General features: G+C 44.1%; 13 protein-coding genes. 12 read left to right on the forward strand and 1 reads right to left on the reverse strand.

Annotated elements, in window-relative coordinates:
- The first annotated feature begins 16 nt into the window (after positions 1 to 16).
- Positions 17 to 349 carry a SymE family type I addiction module toxin gene (locus tag B5F29_RS04640; RefSeq protein WP_087153518.1) on the forward strand — a complete coding sequence of 111 codons (333 nt, stop codon included), beginning with the start codon at positions 17 to 19 and terminating at the stop codon, positions 347 to 349.
- A gap of 361 nt (positions 350 to 710) precedes the next feature.
- Here B5F29_RS04640 and B5F29_RS04650 read toward each other — a convergent pair whose 3' ends face one another.
- Positions 711 to 1322 carry a hypothetical protein gene (locus B5F29_RS04650; RefSeq protein ID WP_087153520.1) on the reverse strand — a complete coding sequence of 204 codons (612 nt, stop codon included), beginning with the start codon at positions 1320 to 1322 and terminating at the stop codon, positions 711 to 713.
- 433 nt (positions 1323 to 1755) lie between these two features.
- Between B5F29_RS04650 and B5F29_RS04655 the strand changes: the two genes are divergently transcribed.
- The 11 genes from B5F29_RS04655 to B5F29_RS04705 are packed head-to-tail and all read left to right on the forward strand — an operon-like array spanning position 1756 to position 23391.
- Positions 1756 to 2727 (forward strand): ABC-three component system protein, encoded by a 972-nt coding sequence (locus tag B5F29_RS04655; RefSeq protein WP_242955578.1) that lies wholly within the window; start codon positions 1756 to 1758, stop codon positions 2725 to 2727.
- Positions 2711 to 3166, forward strand: coding sequence for an ABC-three component system middle component 2 (locus B5F29_RS04660; protein WP_087153521.1), 456 nt, complete (start codon positions 2711 to 2713; stop codon positions 3164 to 3166). The genes B5F29_RS04655 and B5F29_RS04660 overlap by 17 nt, the downstream gene beginning before the upstream one ends.
- On the forward strand, positions 3163 to 5016 hold the full coding sequence (locus tag B5F29_RS04665; protein ID WP_087153522.1) for an AAA family ATPase: 1854 nt from the start codon (positions 3163 to 3165) through the stop codon (positions 5014 to 5016). Before B5F29_RS04660 ends, B5F29_RS04665 begins: the two co-directional genes overlap by 4 nt.
- A gap of 35 nt (positions 5017 to 5051) precedes the next feature.
- A complete protein-coding gene (locus tag B5F29_RS04670; protein WP_087153523.1) occupies positions 5052 to 5300 on the forward strand; it encodes a helix-turn-helix domain-containing protein in 249 nt (82 codons plus the stop codon).
- A 14-nt stretch (positions 5301 to 5314) separates the two neighbouring features.
- Positions 5315 to 8137, forward strand: coding sequence for a DEAD/DEAH box helicase (locus B5F29_RS04675; RefSeq protein ID WP_087153524.1), 2823 nt, complete (start codon positions 5315 to 5317; stop codon positions 8135 to 8137).
- Entirely contained in the window at positions 8134 to 12909 is a 4776-nt protein-coding gene (locus B5F29_RS04680) for an Eco57I restriction-modification methylase domain-containing protein (protein ID WP_242955579.1), read from the forward strand. Before B5F29_RS04675 ends, B5F29_RS04680 begins: the two co-directional genes overlap by 4 nt.
- Before the next feature lie 14 nt (positions 12910 to 12923).
- On the forward strand, positions 12924 to 13622 hold the full coding sequence (locus B5F29_RS04685; RefSeq protein ID WP_087153525.1) for a hypothetical protein: 699 nt from the start codon (positions 12924 to 12926) through the stop codon (positions 13620 to 13622).
- Positions 13622 to 14602, forward strand: a complete 981-nt coding sequence (locus tag B5F29_RS04690) for a hypothetical protein (RefSeq protein ID WP_087153526.1) — start codon at positions 13622 to 13624, stop codon at positions 14600 to 14602. The genes B5F29_RS04685 and B5F29_RS04690 overlap by 1 nt, the downstream gene beginning before the upstream one ends.
- A gap of 41 nt (positions 14603 to 14643) precedes the next feature.
- A complete protein-coding gene (locus B5F29_RS04695; RefSeq protein ID WP_087153527.1) occupies positions 14644 to 20967 on the forward strand; it encodes a DEAD/DEAH box helicase in 6324 nt (2107 codons plus the stop codon).
- 3 nt (positions 20968 to 20970) lie between these two features.
- Entirely contained in the window at positions 20971 to 23073 is a 2103-nt protein-coding gene (locus tag B5F29_RS04700; protein WP_087153528.1) for a UvrD-helicase domain-containing protein, read from the forward strand.
- A gap of 24 nt (positions 23074 to 23097) precedes the next feature.
- Entirely contained in the window at positions 23098 to 23391 is a 294-nt protein-coding gene (locus tag B5F29_RS04705) for a zinc ribbon domain-containing protein (RefSeq protein WP_087153529.1), read from the forward strand.
- Positions 23392 to 23571: the final 180 nt, after the last annotated feature.

The raw sequence follows: 23571 nt of genomic DNA on the forward strand, positions 1-23571 counted from the left end.
AAAGGAGGACAAACACATGGCAAGCAAGAACGAAAGAGAACTGAAGGTTTGTGCGCTGAGCGGGCACAACTACAAGCCTGTTCCGTCGATTCGTTTGATGGGGCAGTGGCTGGAGGCTGCTGGGTTCCATATTGGAGATCCGATATTGGTCAGATGCGAGGACGGCAAGCTCATCATTAGCCTGGACGCTGCAAGAGCGGAGATGATTGAGGCAGAAAAGGCGTTTATGGAGAAGGAAACCAGAAAACTGCATGAAAGATTCCTGAAGGAGAAGAAGGCGCTTCATGCTCAGTTTGTTGCAGAGCGGCAGGCAGAATATGCTAAGGGACAGGGGAAAGACTATGTTTGATGCAACTGATCTCTCCGCTCTGGATCCTAAGTACTTCTCCATCATCTTCACAGATGCCTTTGATGTGACTGTGATGAGCCGAAACACCGGCCATTATTGGTTCATCCATAATCCTGAGTATCCGACACCGGGAACATGCATCATATTCCACAAGCATAAGGCATCGCATCCATATCACCAGCACGGTCGTGCGAATAGTTTGAAGCAGGCTGTCCGGAGCATACAGAGCCACGACCGGTGGCAGATGCAGGGCAGACCGTCTAAGAGATAAAATCGAATATAGAGGCACACAGCAAAAAGGAGAGCAGCATCCGGGCATGCCGCTCTCCCTTTATTTTAATCGGTCAGCAATCTCAATGAATCAATCTTTATAGTAAAGGTCTCGTGCCATTTTCTGGGCGGCCTTGATATCGGCGTATCCCTGGCTTTTGCCCAGATTTAATTCTTCGAGGATCTGGCCTTTTGAACGGTTCTGGCCGAGAAGTTCAAGGATTCTGCCATATTTGGGGTTGATGCCTTTTACTTCTGCAATCAGTTCCTTGATGATGATACCGAGAAGTACGGTGTCTTCGAGAGAAGGTGTTTCTCCGGGTTCAAAACCACTCTGATCTTCGTCGCCTTCAGCATCGTCCTGAAACTTGTTGTAAGACAGATCGTCTTCATGACCATTTTCTTTGAGAAAATCCTCTGTGCCGCCGGTTGCAATATATGTGCGAACCTGAGCGTTGAAGAATCTCATCCAATTATCAAGGGTACCTGCCTGGATAGGAGCGAAAGCTACGGGGATTTTGTGACCGTTGATATTCCAGGTCTCGATGTTGTCTCTGATGATGGACTTGTCTTTGAACATTTCCTTCGTCATGAGCATCGGTGCAAGCTCTTCGTTCGCTGCTGGCGGAATGTTGTTGTACGGTTTCTTGTTTCCGTATTTACTCTGGTTTTCGTTGCTTGAGAAATTTTTACTCTGAAACATAATTCGGGCCCTCCTTCGACCCAAGGCCGAAACGGAAGGTCCGAACTATGTCGCTGTGAACGTTATAGATTTGTACGCAAAATAAAATCGGTGGAAGGCATACAAATCGAACGGAAAATCCGTTTCGGTTTGCATCCTTTCCACCGATGGTCAGGCTGCATTACGCATTAATGGTTATTTGGTTGTGATCCTACTGCCCGGAGTAGGAATTGCAGCGGGAATCAAATGAAATATTTATCTGCGAACGCAAATAATTTATTCACTTATCACCCGAACTGTGCTATACTGTCATTTGGAGTATTGGCTTTGTTCGGAGAGTGTCTCTTCCCACACTGTCATTATATCCGAAACACCTTGAAAAGTCAGTATTTTAAGGGGTTAGAGCGGTTCCTATAAAGTTATCATAAAGTTTCTTTTTGAGGAGGTGAGCTGATTGCGAGAGCTGGTTTTAGCCACGGTAGTGGCAGAAATAAAGAATGCTTTTGTTGATGAGATCAGTGATCCTGAACTCATAGAGCTTCTTTATAGAGGTGTAGCTGAACCGTTGGGGATGACATTAAGCAAAGTGGGGAAAGGTACTGCCAGCAAAATTGTGAACAGGGCACCACAGGGCAATCCGCTTAGAATCATAAAAGGCCATTCGCAAGATCCTGAAGTTAAGTCATCAATTGGAGCCTTTTTCAAAAAGAATGTCACACGGCACTTTATGCCGGGAATGGAAGAAGAAATTATCTTTCATTTTCGGGGAGATATAAAAGCAGACGGTAAAATATCTGACAGCAAAAAAGATGAGCTTCTTCGATTAGGCAAGAAGGAAACATTTGATGAATTCTTAGGACAAGTGTATCTGTATTCTCTTACCAGAGATAATGTCCTTACACCTGAGGCAAATGCCAAGCTGGATACAGAGTTAGAGGAGTATAAGAGACATCCGCTGGAGGATGCGGAAATACCGGAAACGATAATCAAAGAAGAGCACGAATACACGACAGCGCTTGCCGCAGCTTATGCTCAAGCAGAAAACATAAAAGCCTTTCCTATGGATAGAATCGGAGAGTATCCGAAGTATGAGAAGCATCTTTCAGAACAGCGTAAGTACTATTTTGCTGCAGAGGCTGTCAGACGTAGCACACGAGATATTTACGACAAAGAGGATCAATTCGACCTGCTGAAAAGTGAAACATATGAATATATCAAGGATGATTATGAGGATCCTGCAGAAAGCGGCCTGGCTCGACTTAAAGCCGTGTTGAGAAGAGTACGAGATTTTAATTCGAATAGATGCTGGCTTTTGAGAGATACAGATTGGGTAGGTGTACCCCAGAAAAAAGGGGTATGTCACTTCCTTGTAAAGGACGGCACTATAGAAGGGTGGGTGAGAGACGACGATGGACCGATTGTTTAATTCAACGTTTGAAAACTCTTTACGCCTGCTGTTATTGCTGGATGAATATGATATGCCGCAGACGCTGGATATGCTCTATGCGGTGGATTTTATGACGATATACAGTGAGCCGTTTGGTTTATCAGAGCAGAATCTTAACGGCGATAATGACCTGAAATTTAGTGAGTTTGCTTCGCAGAGGGATCTTGTAAAGAAAGCATTAAAGGAACTTGTTTTGAACGGTACTGCAGAGGCTGTCAGCTACAAGGATGGTCTATCATATATCATCACCCCGGAGGGGGAGGACTACTGTGGTGCTCTAACGAGTGAATATGCTCGTGAGTACAGAAAAGCCGCAAAATCTGTCATTAATGCAACAAAAGGAAAGTCCGAGAGATCACTGATTGCAGAGATATTTAAGCTCGGCGGAAAATCTTATCGACAGGAGGGTCATCAATGAGCAGATTTTATATTACAAAGATTGCTGCCTCCGGAGAGAAGGTTGAGTATTCATCAGTACCATTTAAGGATGGCGTTAATTTTATTGAAGGACCTTCTAATACGGGAAAGTCTTATGTTATTGGCTGTATTGACTTCATGTTTGCCGGGAAAGAGGTACCTTTTTCAAAAGATGATACCGGTTACGACACTGTCATGCTGGAAATGGAGTCTGACGATGGTTATTCATTTAAGGCTGAAAGAAAGATAGAAGACGGAAGCAGCGGTGATAAGGGATCGAACGTTGTAAAAGTATACTCTGATTTTCCAGGAGTAGACAAAGACGAATATAAAGTTGGTAACGGGGAATACAGCACGTTATTGTTGAGTCTTATAGGTATCGATAAAGTCCCTAAAATTATCGCAACGCAGGCACCGACGGATGAAGAAATGACTATTCGAACTATCTTTCATTTCTTCTTCCTGAGTGAAGAAAATATATTTGAAAAGCGAACTCCGCTTGATAATCCGGATCATTCCAAGATTACCAAGAGTCTGACTTCGCTTATCTATCTCCTTACAGCCGATGATTTAAACCGTTTCCTGCCCAAAATCAGCGTTGAGGAGCTAGAGAAGAGAGCTACCCGGAAGGCAGGGGTCATTAGTTACCTGAATCAGAAGATAGTGGACTTGTCAAAACAGAAGGAACAGCTCGAAGAAGCTTTGGCTGCTGATGATGGCGTAGATATTGATGCCAAGATAGACGAGTTTGTGGCTGAAATAGAAAAGGTTGAAAGGCAGATTGTCGATGCTTCTGAGGAAAGCCGGAAGTTACTTGTGCAAATATATGAAGTGAATGCAAAGCTTCAGGAAGCCAGATTCCTGGGCAATAGATATCGGGCACTTCATTCACAATATATGTCTGATATTAAGAGATTGATTTTTATCGTGGATGGCGACGCTAAGGGGAAGACCATTCATCACAAGGATAATTGTCCGTTCTGCGGGCATGAGATGGATTCAGAGGAAGAGGATCGTACTTCATACGTTGAATCTGCTAAATCCGAGCTTGCACGTATCAGACTGCAATTGGGTGATCTGGAAGTAACGGAGACAGATACCAGAAAAGAGATAAAAGAACTTGAAGAAACGCTGAAGGCATTAAATGCTCAGAACAGTAATATTACAAAACTGTTGAATCAAAATCTCAGACCTCATGCTGCAGAGCTCAGAGCTGTTGTCGCAGAGTTCCGTAGAATTCAGCATGTAAGGCAACAACTGCAGTTCATTGCATATATGTCAACGGAATTGGGAACAGATGTCTTCGAGAAGGAAAATGAAGAGGATGAGACTGCGACAAAGTTTGATGCAAAGAAGAACTTTGATAAAAATATCTGGAAGGACTTGAGTGAGTCCGTCAATGAAATGATAAAAGATTGCGCTTATACCGGAAAGCCAGAGTCATATCTGAACATCAATACAGCTGATGTTGTTGTTGGAGGAAGACATAAGAAGAACCAGGGTAAAGGATATCGTGCATTTCTGAATACGATAATGCTTTTCAACCTGATGAAGTACCTTGAGAGCAGCGGGAAGTATGCGTCACATTTTCTTGTGTTAGATTCGCCGATCCTGTCTCTAAAGGAAAAGAAATACAGCATCAAGGAAAGTGAGAAGGCCACAAAGGGAATGAGAGAATCTTTGATTCAATACATTATCGATCATTGTGGCAATAACCAGCTGATCGTAGCCGAAAATGAGCTCCCAGAGACGGTAAACTATCAGAATGCGAATCGGATAACGTTTACGATGGATGAAGAGCAAGGACGTTATGGATTCCTGCATAGTGTAAGAAATCCCGAAGAAGAGTAACGCACATTGCATGTGAGAATAAAGAGGGAAAGACCATGAAAAAGACTATTAGTTACGATAAACTTTGGAAACTGTTGATTGATAAAAAGTGGAATCGTACAAAACTGAAGGATGAGAGCGAAATCAGCACAGCTTCACTTGCGAAGCTTGGAAAGAACGCGAATATCACGACAGATGTTCTAGTGAAGATTTGTAATGCTTTGGAATGCGATTTCTCTGACATCATGGAGATGGTTCCTGTGGAAGAAAAGGATATGTCTTCTGAACAGCATGCGGAAGATTGAAAGGATAGATTGTTATGGTAGATTACGCACCAGGGATGAGGACCATCATTCGAGATGAAGAATGGATGGTTAAGAAGGTCGAAAAGAACAACATGGGGAATAATGCCCTTTACTGTGTTGGCGTATCGCCATTAGTTAAGGACAAAGAGGCTGTATTTCTGACTGATCTGGAAGAGATTGCAGTAGTGGATCCGAAGGATGTAAAGCTTGTCATTGATGGGTCATCTTTCTTCCGGCGGACACAGTTGTATCTGGAAAGTCAGTGGAGGCAGCAGATCCCGACAGATACAGATCTACATATCGGAGATAAGGCGGCTATGGACCTGATGCCTTATCAGCTTGAACCTGCGCAGATTTCGCTTCGCAGACCGCGTCAGCGCATCCTGATTGCAGATACAGTTGGCCTTGGTAAAACACTGGAAGCCGGTATCCTGATGAGCGAATTGATTGCCAGAGGAAAAGGCAGGAGGATACTGGTTGTTACTGTTAAGAGCATGATGACGCAGTTCCAGAAAGAAATGTGGAATCGCTTCACAATACCGCTGGTGCGTCTGGATTCAAAGAAGATCCATGATATCAGGGCGAAGCTTCCATCAAACTATAACCCATTCAGCTATTACGACAAGACCATTGTGTCCATTGATACGCTGAAGAGAGATGTTGAATACAGAACACATCTGGAGAAGGCATACTGGGACATCATTGTAATTGATGAGGCTCAGAATGTTGCAGAGCGTGGCGATCATCAGGCGCAGCGTTCCAGATTGGCAAAGCTGCTTGCAGATCGTTCAGATACTATGATTATGCTTTCAGCGACACCGCATGATGGACGGGCGAAGAGTTTTGCATCGTTGATGAATATGCTGGATCCTACAGCTATCGCGAATCCGGATGATTATACCAAGGATGATATTAAAGGCCTGTGCGTGCGTCGTTTCAAGAAGGATGTGAAGGATCAGGTCAGCGGATCGTTCCTGGAAAGAAGAATTGAGCTACAGCGTTGCAAAGCATCAGCAAAGGAAGAGATCGCTTTTGATATTTTTGCAGAGATGCAGCTGCAGATGGATTTGAGTAAAACAAGAGCTCAAGGACAGCTCTTTAAGACCAGTCTGGAGAAGTCGCTTTTTTCCAGCCCGGCAGCCTGCATCAAGAGCATTGATGCCAGACTTAACAAGCTTCGTAAGAAGTACTCAGATAACGAGATCAAGGATATCCGCGCACTAGAAGAACTGAAGAGTGCGTTGGAGAATATTACTCCTTCGGACTTTTCAAGGTATCAACAGCTCCTGACTTTGTTGAAAGATAAAGAATACGGATGGACCGGAGCAACAGATGACCGTGTTGTTATCTTTACAGAGCGCATTGAGACCATGAAATATCTGGCGGCAAGACTCCGCGAGGATCTTAAAATGCCGGCCAATGCGATTCAGGAAATTTCAGGCGCTATGAGCGACGCAGAGCAGCAGACAATTGTTGAGAACTTTGGGCGAGAGGAAGCTCCGGTCAGAGTACTGGTTGCTTCGGATGTCGCATCAGAAGGACTTAATCTGCATTACCTCAGCCACAGGATGATCCATTTTGACATCCCGTGGTCGCTTATGGTGTTCCAGCAGAGAAACGGACGTATCGACCGTTATGGGCAGCAGAAGCGTCCGGATATCCGCTATATGATGATTGAAAGCAATAATCCACGTATTAAGGGTGATATGAGGATTATTGAGATTCTGATTACCAAGGAAGAGCAGGCACTGAAGAATATCGGAGATCCGGCATTGTTGCTTGGTAAATTCTCCATTGAAGATGAAGAGTTAGTGGTATCCGATGCAATAGAGAACGGATCAGATGCGGATGCATTCTCTGAGACATTGGATAGCGGTGAAGCAGAGTTTGATCCTTTTGAGGCGTTGATGGCAGCTTCTGCTGATACAAGTGAACCGGCGAAAGTCAAAAATGATGAGACGCTGTTTTCGGATGCCGATTATCTGTACCTGGCGATGAGTTATCTTAACCAGTCTGAGAGCCATCCGGTTGAAAAGCTTCAATCCGTATCCGGCATGGAAGTGATAGTAACGCCGGATATGAGAAAGCGTCTTACCGCATTACTCCCTGATGAGGCTATGCCGCAGGGCGATTATTTACGGCTGTCCGATGATAAGGAATTCTGCATGGGAGAAATGAAGAGAAGTATGCAGAATAACATGGCAGAAACGGCATGGCCAAAGGTTCAGTATCTCTGGAAGCAGCATCCGTTGTTTACATGGGTAAATGATAAAGGCGGCCTGTTGTATGGACGCGGAGAAGCCCCGTTTGTTGGCATTCCGGATAAGATGAAACCGGAAGAGACCATCTTCATCGTTACGGGAAGCATTCCTAACAAGCGTTCCACTCCGCTGGTAGATGAGTGGTTTGGGCTTCAGTATGAGAATGGAAGATTTGTAAAGAGCCTGAGCATGAACGAGCTGCTTGCACATACCGGGTTCCGAAGCACAAAGATCCCGAACAGTGCAAGCCTGACGGAGACTGATGTGGCTGAAGCTGAAGGCTTACTGCCTGATGCTGTTGAACACGCGAAGAAATATCTGGATGGGTACTATCAGAGCTATCAGAGCCATATCAATCCGCTTCTGGATGAAGAATTGGACAAGTTAGCTGAACTGGAAACACGTCATAAATACTATCAGCTGTCTTTGTTTGAAAGCGAAAGAAAGAAAAGCGAGCAGGAACGTATGGTAGATGAACTATTTGATAAATTTACGACTTGGGTTACGGACACCATGTCGATACAGAATAATCCCTATATCCGGATTATGGCGGTAATGAAGGGGGTAACAAGATGAGCATGGATTTATCCGGAATTACCAACCAAAACGAATATTACACGAATCATTATTTCTCATCAATCTTTGAAGAGAATGCTTCTGAGACGATCTCTGCATGGCGAGCAGAAGCAAAGGAAAGCGAAGAGATCAGGACGCCGTGGGCGCTTCTGCGTGATGTTGCACGCCAGTATTACCCGGTTCATGACCGTTTTCTTCGCTCAAAGTTTGATACCCAGACTTTGGTGAATATTCGCACACTTGCAGATATGTACTTAAAGGCTCTGGGCTATCCGGAGGCGAAGCCAGAGTGGATTGAGATTGATGATACGCTGAAGGCACCTGTTTACCTGGAACTTACCAAGGCGAATGGAGCACCGGCCTTATGGATTCTGCTTGCGACTTCTGATGATAAGGAAGCAGCTATTCTGGACAAGTATTGTTTTGCTGCAGATGAAGTAGCGGAAGAAGGGCTGTATTCCGTACCAGCAAATGTTCTTACCAATATTCCGAATGAGGATCTTGTTACCAAGATTCTCTTTGGCCAGGCAGAGCCTCCGCGATTCATTTTGCTGATCGGAATGAACCAGATAGCTCTGATCGACCGTAATAAATGGAATGAGAAGAGATATCTGCAATTCGAACTTGAGGATATATTCAGCCGTCATGAGGAATCCACGCTGCAAGCGATGGCAGTTCTTCTGCATAGAAATAGCTTGTGCCCTGAAGATGGAACAGCACTCCTGGACGAGCTGGATGCGAATTCTCAGAAGCATGCTGCAGGCGTATCACAGGATCTGAAGTATGCGCTTCGTGAGAGCATTGAGATTCTTGGAAACGAAGTACTTTACGACATGGCTACCCGTCAGGGAAGAAATCTGGAAACAGATCCGGTAGATGCAGGTGATCTGACCTTGGAATGCCTGCGGTATATGTACCGTATGCTTTTTGTGCTCTTTATTGAAGCAAGACCGGAGCTCGGATATGCACCAATCCAGAATCTAACATATAAGTCCGGATACTCCTTAGATAATCTGAGAGATATTGCTGATGATATCCGTGATGATGTGACTGAGGTCGGCAGTGGGTATTTCCTTCATGAGACTCTTTCCAAACTGTATGATCTGATCTACAGCGGATATCCGGAGTCTGAGGAAGACCTGCTGAAGTATTCACAGGAAGAGAGCCTGCACGATATGTTCGTGATTGCTCCGCTGAAGGCTCATATCTTTGATCCTGAATATACAAAGATGATCACAAAGTCGAAGCTTCGCAATTCCTGCATGCTTCGGATTATAGACCTTATGAGTCTTACGCGTGAGACCGGGCGGCGGCACGACAGGCGCGGGCGTATTTCCTATGCAAATCTGGGAATCAACCAGATGGGATCCGTGTATGAGGCACTGCTTTCGTACCGTGGATTTATCGCTGAGACAACGCTCTTTGAGGTAAAGCGTGCCGGAGACAGCTTCAATGAACTGGATGTTGGTTACTTCGTTACTGAAGATGAGTTGGACCAGTATACCGAAGACGAACGTGTTCGCTATGAGAAGAATGATCCGGATGGAAAGTATAAGAAGGGTCAGCTCCGCAAATACGAGAAGGGGACTTTTATTTATCGTCTGGCCGGCAGAGAAAGGGAAAAGTCTGCCTCTTACTATACGCCGGAAGTTCTGACGAAATGCCTGGTTAAGTATGCTCTGAAAGAGTTGCTCGAAGGAAAGAGTGCAGATGAAATCCTACATTTGACCATCTGTGAGCCGGCTATGGGATCCGCAGCATTCTTGAACGAAGCCATCACGCAGCTTGCGGAAGCATATCTGGATAAAAAACAGAAAGAGCGTGGGGAAATGATTCCTGCAAATGACCGGCTGAAAGAACTTCAGAAGGTCAAGATGTATATGGCAGACAGGAATGTTTATGGAATTGACCTTAATCCTGTCGCCGTAGAACTGGCAGAAGTATCACTTTGGCTGAATACGATCTATGAAGGTGGCTTTGTGCCGTGGTTTGGAACGCAGCTGATTAACGGCAACTCACTGATTGGAGCAAGAAGACAAGTATACCGTGTGGAATCCCTCAGTACAACATCAAAGGGGATCCGTTGGTATGAGAATGCTCCTGACAGAGTACCGCTCGGAACAAAACGCATGCCGCGAAAGCAGGTATATCATTTCCTGTTGGGAGATCCTGGCATGTGCAGTTATTCTGATAAAGTCATCAAATCTCTGGAGCCGGATAAGATTAAAGCTATGGCTAAGTGGAGTAAGAAGTTCACAGAGCCATACAGTGAAGATGATCTGGTAACGCTGCTCCGCTTGTCTACTGCCATTGATGAATTGTGGGAAGCACAGATCAATCTGAGAAAAGAGGTGGAGGCTAAAACACAGGATTCTCTGTCTGTTTATGGATATGAGGATGATGCTACAGATTCCCATACAACTATTAGACAGAAGGATCAGATCCTGAGTGAACTTTATAAATCCGAACATATGAGAAACGCCGGTCCATATGCAAGACTAAAGTTTGCTATGGATTACTGGTGTGCACTCTGGTTCTGGCCTATTGATAAAGCGGATTTGCTTCCGAGCAGAAGTGAATTCCTCTTTGACATGTCCTTAATTTTGGAGGGCACAATGGCATCTGTAAATGTTAGCAAAGAGGCAAAAGGCGGACAGCTGTCGTTATTTCCTACAGAAATGGAGCAAATAGCGCTGGATATAGTTGCGACCTATGGATCTGGGTCCGTGGTTGATATTCCACGCTTGCGTAAGGAAAACCCTCGGCTCAATCTTGCTTACGAGATTTCGGAACAGAATCACTTTATGCACTGGGAGTTGGAATTTGCAGATTTATTTGCTGAAAGAGGTGGATTTGACTTAGTAATTGGGAATCCCCCATGGATAAAAGTGAAGTGGGGAGAATTTGATGTCCTTTCAGAAAAAAATCCTCGGTTTGCAATTAAAAAATTAAATGCTGCCCAAGTTAAGGAGCTTCGAGCAGTAGCTTTAAAGAATTCTACGGAACAAGAAGATTATGAGTTGGAATACGTTTCCGCAGCAGGTCAGCTTAATTATTATAACTGCGAGACTAATTATCCTCTTTTACGTGGCCAACAAACCAATCTATATAAATGTATTCTCCCACAAGCTTGGTATATATCAAATGAAAATGGCGTTTCAGCGTTTATTCATCCCGATGGCGTTTATGATGATCCTAACGGTGGATTATTAAGAAAAGTATTGTATCCAAAACTTAGAAAGAGATTTCAATTCGTAAATGAAAAACTACTTTTTACGGAGATAAGTGATACAAGTATCTATGGGTTGAACATATACTCAAACGCATCAACGAAATCGTTTGACATGGTCTCGCATTGCTATTATCCAAGCACAATCGACGAATCATATGAAGGAGCACATCAAAGTGACCCTATTCCAGAAATGAAAGATGCGAATGGAAATTGGACTGTTTCTGGACATCCTCGCCGAGTAGTAAAAATAGGGAAGGATGAGCTAGCAAGTATAGCGAAAGTATATGATGATCCGGAAAATCCACAGTCTACAAGATTACCGGTAATCTATGCCGTAGATTTATTAGGCGTGATTGAACGATTCGCAGAGCAGACAGTTAAAATTGCTGATTATATTGGGAAAACGGATGTATACATGACACAATTACTGGATGAAACCGCATCACAGAGTAATCATGTAATTTCTGAAGGCTCACATTTCCCAGAGGATGATTATGACTTTGTATATTGTGGTCCATATATTTCAATCTCGAATCCTTTGTTTAAAACGCCTCGAAGAGTATGTAAGGAGAAAGCTGACTATGACAAAATCGATTTACAAATGATCAGTAGTGATTATATTCAGCGTTCTAAGTACGCGATTGAAGAAAAAATGATGGATTATTTGTCGGCTTCGCCTAGAACTGATAAGAATACACGATACATTGATACTTATCGGATTGCGGCAAGAAAGATGTTAGGTTTGAACCAAGAGAGAACACTAATGTCAGCGGTCATTCCCCCAAAGACATCTCATATCAATGGTATATATGGAATGTACTTGGAAGATGGCAAATTGCTTATGTTTATACAGGGACTGATGTCATCGTTGCCGTATGATTACCTTATTAGATCTTTGGGGAAAAGTAATTTTCTCGATGACACAGCATACAAGATTCCAATAATTGAAACGAATAGAAGAGGAGCTATAGTATTAAGAGCATTAATGTTGAATTGTGTCTCAGAGAGATATCAAGATTTATGGGAAAGATGCTGGAACCAGTCATATTGCTTAGATGGTTGGTCAAAAGATGATGACAAATTATCAAGAGGAATCTTTAAAACATTATCATCGGCGTGGAGTAGTTCCTCTTTTCTGAAGTCTGATTATGAGAGAAGATGGGCGTTGATTGAGATAGATGTATTGGTCGCGCAGTCACTTGGAATGGATTTAAAACAACTGCTTACAGTTTATAGAACCCAATTTCCAGTATTAAAAAAGTATGAAGAAGATACTTGGTATGACCATAACGGACGTATTGTATTTACAAATAATCGTAGCTTAACTGGAGTTGGATTTGATCGGAATGAATGGGAAAATAGCATCAAGAATTCTCCTGCAGGTGAGAGATTCTGCCGTACCATTACCGATGATACCATACCAGGGGGACCTGTAGAAAGAACGATTGAATATATTGCCCCGTTTGATTGTTGCAATCGAGAAAAGGATTACGAAACTGCGTGGAAGTTCTTTGAAGAAAAATATGGTGTACAAGAATAAGGGGTAACGACAATATGACAAAGAGTTACGTTGAGTACATCCTTTCAAAGTGCAACGATGCCTCAGTATCGAGCGTTTGCGGCCTACATAAAACGAAAGCAGAGCTTATTTCATCTGCACAGAAAGGATTTAATGGCACAGATTATATTTTGGGACAAGGATTACTGATATATGCAGCAGAAGATTTTGTCGCAGAAAATGGATATATAGTTGATAGTGAGCTTGGACACGATGCTCGAAAAATACTTTCCAGGTTTTGCAGAAATCTTGAGGAGATGAAAACAGAAAACCTACAAAGGATAGATATTGATAGAGAGTTCATGTTTAATTCTATGACGGATCTCAATTGGTTGTTATCGAGTAAGTACTATTACACTCAAAAGAATCTTGTTGGGAAGATTGAATTATTAAAGTCATCGACAATGATACGTATTTGGGTGAAGAAGGCTTTAGAAGATGTGATTTATGAGACGGCGCTGTATGATGAGGAACGCTGTAAGCAATATGAATCCGCTCAGTTAATTCGATATCAAATCTTTTCCGGAGTCCACCCCGATTCTCAGGTAAGAGATTTGTATGCACAAGGATGTACTGGATCTGATTTTAAGAATTTAGAGGCTCAGGCTCGTGAATGTAGCATCAGGCGAATGGCTTTATTCTATGGGCTTACTGCAACAGCAGCGAGAGCGGAGGAGATAAGGAGAATGCGATAATGAATCATAATGAAGATAAGAACAGAAGGATTTACCTGTATTCGCACTCTCCAGAGGCAGAAAAAGCCATTGAATCAGGAGAGGTTGCTATTAGCACGGGTGGAGCAAGGCGTCCTGATGGAACTATGATGGATATGGCAAAACCTCTCTCATTTACATTGGATGAATTGAAGGAAATGGTTAGTGATGAGACACATTTGATTGAAGCTGATAAAAAAATCAAGCAGATTGGTGAGAAACTGCAGCTTTCAGAAGAGGGGATGCAGGAGATCTCCAGGATTGGCTGGCTGAACAATGCAGCTATAGGACAGGTGTATTCAATGACATATGCGGGATTTCAGCGCACATTGTCTGGTCTGGAATATATTTCTTCAAACATGGAGGAGTTCAGACAATATGTTCGGCAGAGGGATTTCAATGAACTGAAAGAGAAAACGGAAAGATATATTACTTATCTTGAATCTGATGCGCGAAAGCTGGAGCTACCAAGATTTGATGTGACAAGTAGTAATGTGGATGAACACATAAATGATATTGGTTCATTCATTAAGCGCATATATGATGGTTTGTTGGATGGAAGTGAAAACGGCTTTTTTGCATGCGTTATTATTAATGCACTCATCGTTCCTTTTACAGAAGTACTGAAGAAATACGCGGTTCTGTTTTTCTATGATAATGGCGTGGCGACTGGAGGATGCAATAAGTGGGCAAAGCTGATTAGTGACATATCTTCTGATCAGCGGTTTCGTGAGATAATTCAGTATTACATTCACTTGGAAACAGATATGCCGTATCGGGACAAGGTTGTTTTAGGTCGTAAATGTGTAAAAAGGATTGCTTTATTACCGGATTCTATAGAATTTGATGCAGAATATGCCTTGTACCACAGTAAAGAAGAATACTTATCAAAGAGCAAGGATGTTAAAAAGCTAATATCTGCATCCGATAGTATTCCCGATGATGGGAAGTTGTACTTGTAGGTGGTACAAACATATCAGAATAACGAAGGAGGTCGTGCAGTATGTTACCATCCATACTTGCAAAACAATTAGAGAAAGGAATCGGGGACTATATAGAAACCACATTCCCGATGACGAATGAGCCTTTTAGAGGCTCCGTTAGAAATATGCTGGAGATAAAGGATTCTGTTTATCATGAACCCTATGTATCTGTGCGCCTTCCTTTCCGGGTGGCAGAGAAGATGCCGGACTGTTTCGAGGCAATCCATCCTGCATACCTCCCGTATGTTCATCAGGATACAGCTTTTCAAAGATTGACCGGAGATGATGGACGATCCACTTTGATCGCAACAGGAACCGGTTCCGGTAAAACGGAGTGTTTTCTGTATCCTATTCTGGAATACTGTTATCAGCATCGGGGCGAAAATGGCATTAAGGCACTCATTATTTATCCGATGAATGCGCTGGCAACAGATCAGGCAAGACGTATAGCAGGCCTTATTCACAAAAGTCCGGAGTTACGGGGAAACGTGACTGTTGGCATGTATGTGGGTGGTCGTGAGCATACTCCGAGCCGTATGATGAGCGAAGATAATGTTATCACGGATCATGAAACATTGCTTAATGCGCCACCTGATATCCTGATGACGAACTATAAAATGCTTGATTACCTGCTTGTTCGTCCGAAGGATGCCGGACTCTGGAAAGATAATGCACCGGATACACTGAAATACATCGCTGTCGATGAGTTGCATACTTTTGATGGTGCACAGGGAACAGATCTTGCCTGCTTGCTCCGGCGTCTGAAATCACGTTTGTGGACACCGGCAGGCTATCTTTGCTGCATCGGGACATCTGCAACGATGGGTTCTAAGGATAACGGTAAGGGAATCCTAGAATATGCATCGGAGATCTTCGGAGAACCGTTCGAGGAAAATGCAGTCATCACGGAAGACAGACTTTCACCGGCAGAGTTTTTTGCTGATTCTGATATCACGGACTTTACTATTCCATCGGATGAGCAAGTCAAGAAACTCATCACTTTAACTCAGCAGGATGATGAGGAAGCTTATATCGTTGAGGCGGTAAAGGCATGGATGAATCTTCCTGATACCGATATATCGACACCAGAGGGAAAGATCGCTTTAGGAAAACAGCTGATGCATCACAGCTTCATGCAGGCGATGATTTCCTTCATAAAGGGGAATTATTATCAAGTATCAGCAATCGTTGATGAATTGCAGGTCAATTATCCGGCGCTGAAAGAGATGGAAGACCCGGCAGAGGCTGTAAATGCGCTTCTGGCGCTTATTTCCTACGCCAGAACAGGATCCACGGAAAGCCTGCGGCCTTTCCTAAATGTTCAGGTTCAGCTTTGGATGAGAGAACTGCGTCGTCTGGTGGCAAAGGTGTCGCCAAAGATGGTTACATACTCTATCGCACATGACCTGAATACACAACAGGCGAAGCAGTATTTGCCCGTGGTAAACTGCCGTGATTGCGGAGCTACCGGATGGACTTCGATATTAAGCGAGCGTATGAATGCTACCATTACAAGCCTGGAGGCATTCTATAACCTGTACTTTAAAGCGGATGAAAAAATCGTGATGATGTTCCCTCATAAGGAGAGCGATCGTCCGTGGGGATTTATAGAAGCCCAGTTATGCCCTGAGTGTTTGCAGGTAAAGATCGGCGAGGACGTATCTGCATCATGCGACAATTGTGGAGCTGATACGGTAAAAGTCCTGATCCCGAATCCAATTAAGACCTCAGGTTCTAAAAATCATAAGCAGTTTGTGTGCCCGTTCTGCGGATCAAAGCGAGGCATCTCCCTGATGGGTCTTCGGAGCGCTACGGAGATCAGTACGAGCATCTCACAGCTGTTTGCATCAAAATTCAATGATGACAAAAAGACACTGGCATTTTCTGACAATGTCCAGGATGCTGCACATCGTGCCGGATTCTTTAATGCAAGAACATGGAGATTTGGCTTTAGAAGCGCACTGCAGCGCTATGTAGAGAACGGTGGCGCAGGAAAGTCGCTTGCCGATTTCACAAAGGGGTTCATCGATTACTGGCATGATCAGATGGACGATGAAAGCTTTGTCAGTTTCTTCATTGCTCCGAATATGACCTGGATGCGTGCCTATGAGGAAATGATCCAGAATCGTAAGCTGGGTAAGGATGCACTTGCCAAAAAACTGATGTCAGATATAGAAAAAAGAATCTCCTATGAGATCATGCTTGAGTATGGACTTACAAGCCGTATCGGACGAACACTGGAGAAGTCCGGCTGTTCCTGTCTGTCATTCAAGAAAGAAGAACTACTTGAGGTTGCCGGGAATGTACATGAGCGTGTGATCAATGAAATCGGGTCGCTGCCGAACACCTCTGCGAAGCGATATGAGCAGATGGTTGCGGGCTATGTAAATATTCTGCGACAGAATGGTGCATTTGATGATGATGCATTCTATCTATTTTTGAAAGAAAACGGAAATACCTATCTGCTTTCCAACGATCGGGTGAGCTGGATGCCCGGAAGACAGTCCGGAAGAAATACTCCGCGATTTATTTTTAAACAGAATAATTCTACAGGAAAACGGAACTTCAATTTCGATACTGTTGCAGAGAGGAAATATACGGATTGGATTTCTTCGTGTTGCGATGAATTTATGATTGAGCCATCGACCTTTACTATGATCAGCCAGATCATTCTGGAGGAATTGACGAAGGCCGGTTTGGTGGTAACGATTCAGATCGCCCCGGACTATGTGGTCTATGGCTTGGATAAGGATCGTGTATATATCACAGATAAGGTGATTCAGCTTAAGTGCGATACCTGTGGAATCGGTCATGCAGTATCTGAAGAGAATAAGGATCTATGGGAAGGAGCGCCTTGCACGAGAAGCGTTTGCAACGGCTCTTTTGAAGAAGCAGAGAGTGATGAGCTGGATTATTATGGGAAGCTTTTTACATCAGGCGATATCGCCAGGATAAATGCTAAGGAGCACACTGGCCTTCTGGAGAGGGATGACAGAGAAGCTCTGGAGGTGGATTTCAAGCGGAGTAAAGATGGACAGAAGGTCTGGGATCCGAATGTTCTGTCCTGTACGCCAACGCTTGAAATGGGTATCGATATCGGTGACCTTTCCACCGTCATCCTTTGCAGTATGCCTCCGGCGCAGGCACAATTCCTGCAGCGTACCGGACGAGCTGGACGTAAAGATGGAAATGCATTGACGCTGGCTGTCGCAGCTGCGAGACCGCATGATCTGTACTTCTATGCGGATCCGCTGGATATGATGGAAGGCAATGTACAGCCACCGAAGATCTTCCTGAAGGCTTCTGCTGTTCTGGATCGTCAGTTTGTTGCCTATTGCATGGATTCCTGGGTGAAGCGCGGGGTGCCGGAACAGTCAATTCCTAAAAACATAGGAATTATTCTTGGAAAATTAGAGAACCATCCGATGGATATGTTCCCATTTAATTTCCTTAGCTATGTCCAGAATAACCTTACACACCTGCTGAATTCCTTCATCCAGCTGTTTGTTCAGTACCTGGATGATACCGCAAAGCAGGAACTGAAAGAATTTGCCCAAGGAGACCGTCTCAAAAAGAGTCCGATGCATATGAGCCTCCTTGAAGCTTTTGAGGCAATGAAAAAGCAGAGGGATTCTTTATCGGCAAGTATTAAGCAACTGAAGGACATGGTGAAGGATCTGGAAAGCAAGCCAAAAGATTCTTCCTATGAGGATGAGATAAAGGAACTGAAGGCAGAGCAGGCAGCTCTTATCAACGTGTTAAAGGAACTGAACAAGAAGGATGTGTTCAATTTCCTGTCGGATGAAGGCCTACTTCCGAACTATGCCTTCCCGGAGGCCGGAATCATTCTGAAAGCCGTCCTGTATCGTAAGGACGAGGCAGATGCCGGCGAAGGTGAAACAAAGAAAAAATATAGAAAGTCTGTTTATGAATACAGCCGCAGCGCTTCCGCAGCTATAAGCGAATTCGCTCCGAATAACAGCTTTTATGTTGACGGAAGAAAGCTGACTATAGATCAGATTGATCTGACCAGCTCCCAGTCCGCAAAGTGGAGATTGTGTCCGAACTGTTCGCATGCGCAGATTGAAGAGGCTGGAAAGAATACTGCATGCTGTCCACAGTGCGGAAGCCCGGCATGGGCGGATTCCGGACAGGTTCGCAACATGTTGAAAGTGCAGATGGTCTATTCCAACATGGATTATACCAAGAGCCTTATTTCTGATGAAAGCGATGACCGGTCAAATGTATTCTACTGTAAGCAGCTGCTGGTAGACGTAGACGAAGACCATGATATTTCAAGCGCTTACCAGATGGATAATGAAGAGTTTGCATTCGGTTATGAGTTTGTAAAGAAGGCTACTCTCAGAGAAATCAATTTCGGTGAAAGCGACATGGTGGGAGAAAAGCTTTCTGTGTCCGGTGTTGAGGATGTAAGAAAGGGCTTCAAGATCTGTAAATACTGTGGAAAGATCCAGCCAGATCACGGGAAGGAAGTGCATACGTTCTACTGCAAGACCAGGAAGATGCCTGCATTCAGCAATGATCCCTTTGAAGAGTGCTTATTCCTTTACCGTGAGTTTGCAACAGAGGCGCTGCGTATTTTGATTCCGGCCACAACAATGGATTCTTCCAATGTACGGACAGAGTCATTTACAGCCGCTTTCATGCTTGGAATGAAGGAATACTTCGGCAATGTGGATCACCTTCGGGCAACAGTCAGTGAAGTGCCGGTTCCTGATGCTGATTATCGGAAGCAGTATCTTGTAATATATGATTCCGTTCCCGGTGGTACAGGATATTTGAAGCAGTTGATGAACGAAAAGAATTCGCTCATCGACATCTTTGAACGTGCGCTTCAGAAGCTGGAGCAGTGCTCATGTAAGGAGGATCCTCAGAAAGATGGCTGCTATCACTGTCTGTATGCTTATAGGCAGAGCCAGAATATCGGCAATATATCACGAAGCACGGCAATCCGGATCCTGCGTTCTATCTTGAGCGGAAAAGACAATCTGACAAAGATTGAGAAGCTGGCCAGCGTTCCCGTCAATTCTTTGTTTGACAGTGAATTGGAGCGACGGTTTGTAGAAGCTCTTGCTCAGATGGGGAATGAGAATCGTAAGGTAGATATTTCCAAGTCGCTTATTTCAGGCAAGGAAGGATACATATTAAAGATCAATGATCAGACTTGGGAGATTGAACCCCAGGTATTACTTGATGCGACTCAGGGCGTCAAAGTAAGTTGCAAGCCGGACTTCATAATCAGCCCTGTCGGGAAATCAGATAAGCTTCCGGTGGCAATCTTCACAGATGGGTTTATCTATCATAAGGATAAAGTTGCAGACGATACATTAAAGCGAGAGGCAATCCGGAGAAGCGGAAGATATCGTGTATGGAGCCTCAGCTGGAGAGACGTACAATCTGTGTTTACGCAGCAGGGAGATTATTTCACCCCGACATTAACTTATGAGAAGATGCCGTCCGGTGCAAAGATGTATCAGCCTACAATCAGTGCGGCTAAAGCAGATGCTTTAAGACCGAATAAAATGTCCGCTATGGAACTGCTGATGAGATATCTGGAACTTGATGGATCTGATAAGTTATTTGCGGCTCATGCGCACGGCATATCGTTGTCGCTTCTGGAACCGACTAAGGCAGCAAGTTCCATAGATTTCATCAATTGGAACGATGTTACCGGAAAGGTGAACGGGCAGACTCATTATACGGAAGATGATTTTGTACAGCCGGGAACGTTCTTCGGAACGTGGATTCCGCGGAGTGATAATACCCATCTTTATATGTATGCCGGAATTCTGGCATCTAAGATGAAGGCCGACAGAAATGCAGCTGTTTCAGTGTGTGCTGTGCTGGATGATCGTAAAGATTCCAGAACAGATAAGTATGAACAGGAATGGAATGGCTTCTGGCAGTTCTCCAATGTGATGCAGTTTGATGATCAGTTCATTGCTGTATGCTACACAGGACTGGACAATCAGACGTATTCAGCATTACCTAATGGCAAGGTGGAGACCGCAGCAGAGGATGTTGCACCGGCTGAAGCTTCTGTGGAAGCCTGGGATGAGATTAAATCCATGCTGTTTGATGATATCAGCAAGAGTATTTCCGATGAATGTAAGGCACGGGGCATTCCTGCTCCTGAAGAGGCTGGATATGAGCTGGCAGATGCATCCGGAGAAGTTATTGCAGAAATAGAGCTGGCATGGACCCAGAAGAAGATAGGATTTATGACCGAAGATCAGGCAGAAGATATTGAAAAGGCCAAAGCTTCGGGTTGGAAGATATTTACCGTATCGGATGAAATAGATGATACGTTCAAGGAGGTGTGATAGATGGAGGCAGCAGCAAAGGTAGCTATATCCGCAGATTTCCTGACTGCATTTGCAGCATTGCCGAGGCAGATCCAGGGGAAAGTTACGGAGTTTATCAATAAGTTCCGTAATAATCCTCAGTCTCCGGGAATAAACTATGAGAAGATCAATGGCGGTATGGATAAAAAAATCTGGTCTGTACGGATCGATGATACCTACCGTGGGATTACTGTAAGACAGCCTGAGACAGGAGTTTATCTGCTTCTGTGGGTTGACCATCATGATGAGGCTTATGATTGGGCACGGAATAAAAAATGCGAGATCAATCCAAAGACCGGTGCCATTCAGGTATTTGATATCGTTACAACACCGGTTGTGGAGCCTGCAGCACAGGACTTTGTACTATTTGCGGAACTTACGGATGAGGGGCTGATTGAACTGGGGGTTCCGGAAGAACAGATTCCTTTCGTGAGATCCATCGGAGATGCACAGGAATTCTATGCTAAAAAAGCCAGCTTTGCCAGTGATACATTCGAGGCACTGTCCTGGGTAGTAGAAGGCATTCCCGTTGATGAGGTAATTGAGCTTTTCAAAGAAGAGAAAGAGGGCAGCAAACCTGCGGAAAATTTGGCAGATGCTCTGGAAAGCCCGTTGTCTTTGAAGTCCTTTGTTGTGGTTGAAGGGGAAGAAGAACTTCGTCGTATCATGGCTGAGCCGCTGGAGAAGTGGAGAGTGTTCCTTCATCCAACGCAGAGAAAAATTGTGAATAAAAACTATTCTGGTTCTGCAAGAGTACTTGGCGGAGCAGGAACCGGAAAAACCGTTGTTGCAATGCACAGGGCAAAGCATCTGGCAGCAGGGCTGAAGAATAAGGAAAGAATTCTTTTCACCACTTATACAGCAAACCTTGCCTCTGATATTAAGGATAATCTGCGAAAGATCTGTACGCTGGATGAGATCAGAAGAATTGACGTGATCAATCTGGATGCGTGGGTATCACAGTTCCTTCGTGAGCATGGATATCCGGCAGAGATTGCCTATGACGAAAAGGCGGACAACCTCTGGGAAGAAGCGGTGACAGGAACGGACTTTTCCGGGGAGTTTCCTGTGAGCTTCTATGAAGAAGAATATAATCGCGTAGTCGTAGCCCAAGAGGCTTTTTCGTTAGAGAAGTATGTTAAGGCAAGCAGAACCGGGCGCGGCACCAGACTCGATAGAAAAAAGAGAATGCAGATATGGAAGGTGTTTGAAGCTTACCAAAATCTGATGAAGGAAAATCAGGTCCGTGATATCAATACAGCTATGTATGAGTGCAGGCTGTTAATAGAAAAAACATCCTCAGAAACACGATATAGGCACGTTATCGTCGATGAGGGACAGGATCTTAGCGCTAATGCGTTTCGTTTGCTCAGGTCGATCGCCGGTGAAGAACACGAGAACGATATTTTCATAGTTGGCGATGCGCACCAGAGGATTTATAAAAACAAAGCCGCTCTGTCAAAGTGTGGAATCAATATCAGAGGCAGAAGCAGTGTTCTGAGAATCAATTACAGAACAACGGAAGAGATTCGGAAGGCGGCATTTGCTTTGCTGAATGGAATATTCTTTGATGATTTGGATGACTCCTTCGACACAGGGGACCGTTGTCAGTCCCTTACGCACGGATCAGTTCCGGAGATAATTGCTACTGCGAACGCAAACGAGGAATTTGAAGCAATCCTGGCGAAAATCAAAGGATTGATCGATGGCGGTGTGTCTGCAAAAAATATCTGTGTTGTCGCCAGGACTCACAAATTGCTTGATGATTATATCGCTCATTTCACTTCGAGTGGGATTCGCTGTTATGAGATCAAGGGAAATAAGGCGGATGATCGTGGCCTGGACGGGATCCGTGTTGCCACGATGCACAGAGTTAAGGGACTGGAATTCCAGTATGTATTTGTTGTAGCAGCAAACAACAGGATTATTCCGTTAGCTTCGGCAATCGACCATACAGATTCCGTCAGTGAGCAGGAAACAATGACTGCAGAAAAGTGTCTTCTTTATGTGGCACTGACAAGAGCCCAAAAGGGTGCTTATATCAGCGGGTATGGAAAGATGTCAGAGTTCCTGCAGGGGAAGTAACTATTGTTAAGGAGTATCAGAATTATGAGTTTGATTCTATGCCCAGAATGTGGAACGAAAATCTCTGATAGAGCGACAAAATGTCCTCATTGTGGCTTTCAGAGCGCGGATGCCGAGAGGCCTATTAGCGAACAAGATAAGTATGAGATAGTTCCTATTTTTGAATATGATATTGAGGAGTGGAAACCTAATAGGGGAGATCTGAGCGTGATCTCCTATGAAGACAATAAAAGCCTTATCGAATATTTTGGTAGTTGGGAAACAATTCAGGTCAAACTCCCGGCAATTGCTGAAGTCATAGGGGGCTATGGCGAATAAAGAACATGTGATGATCGCCAAAATGGATAGCTATGTTAAGGACCTGATATACACTTATTGAAAGGATTGACCTGTTTCCTGAAAGACAGGAAAATGGAAGCATCCTGAAGCGAATCAGATTTAAATTCCGCGTAGATTATGACGCTGAAGATGGTGGCAAGGTGTTGCTCAACGAAAACG

The organism is Lachnoclostridium sp. An196, assembly GCF_002160135.1.
GTDB classification, from domain to species: domain Bacteria; phylum Bacillota; class Clostridia; order Lachnospirales; family Lachnospiraceae; genus Hominiventricola; species Hominiventricola avistercoris.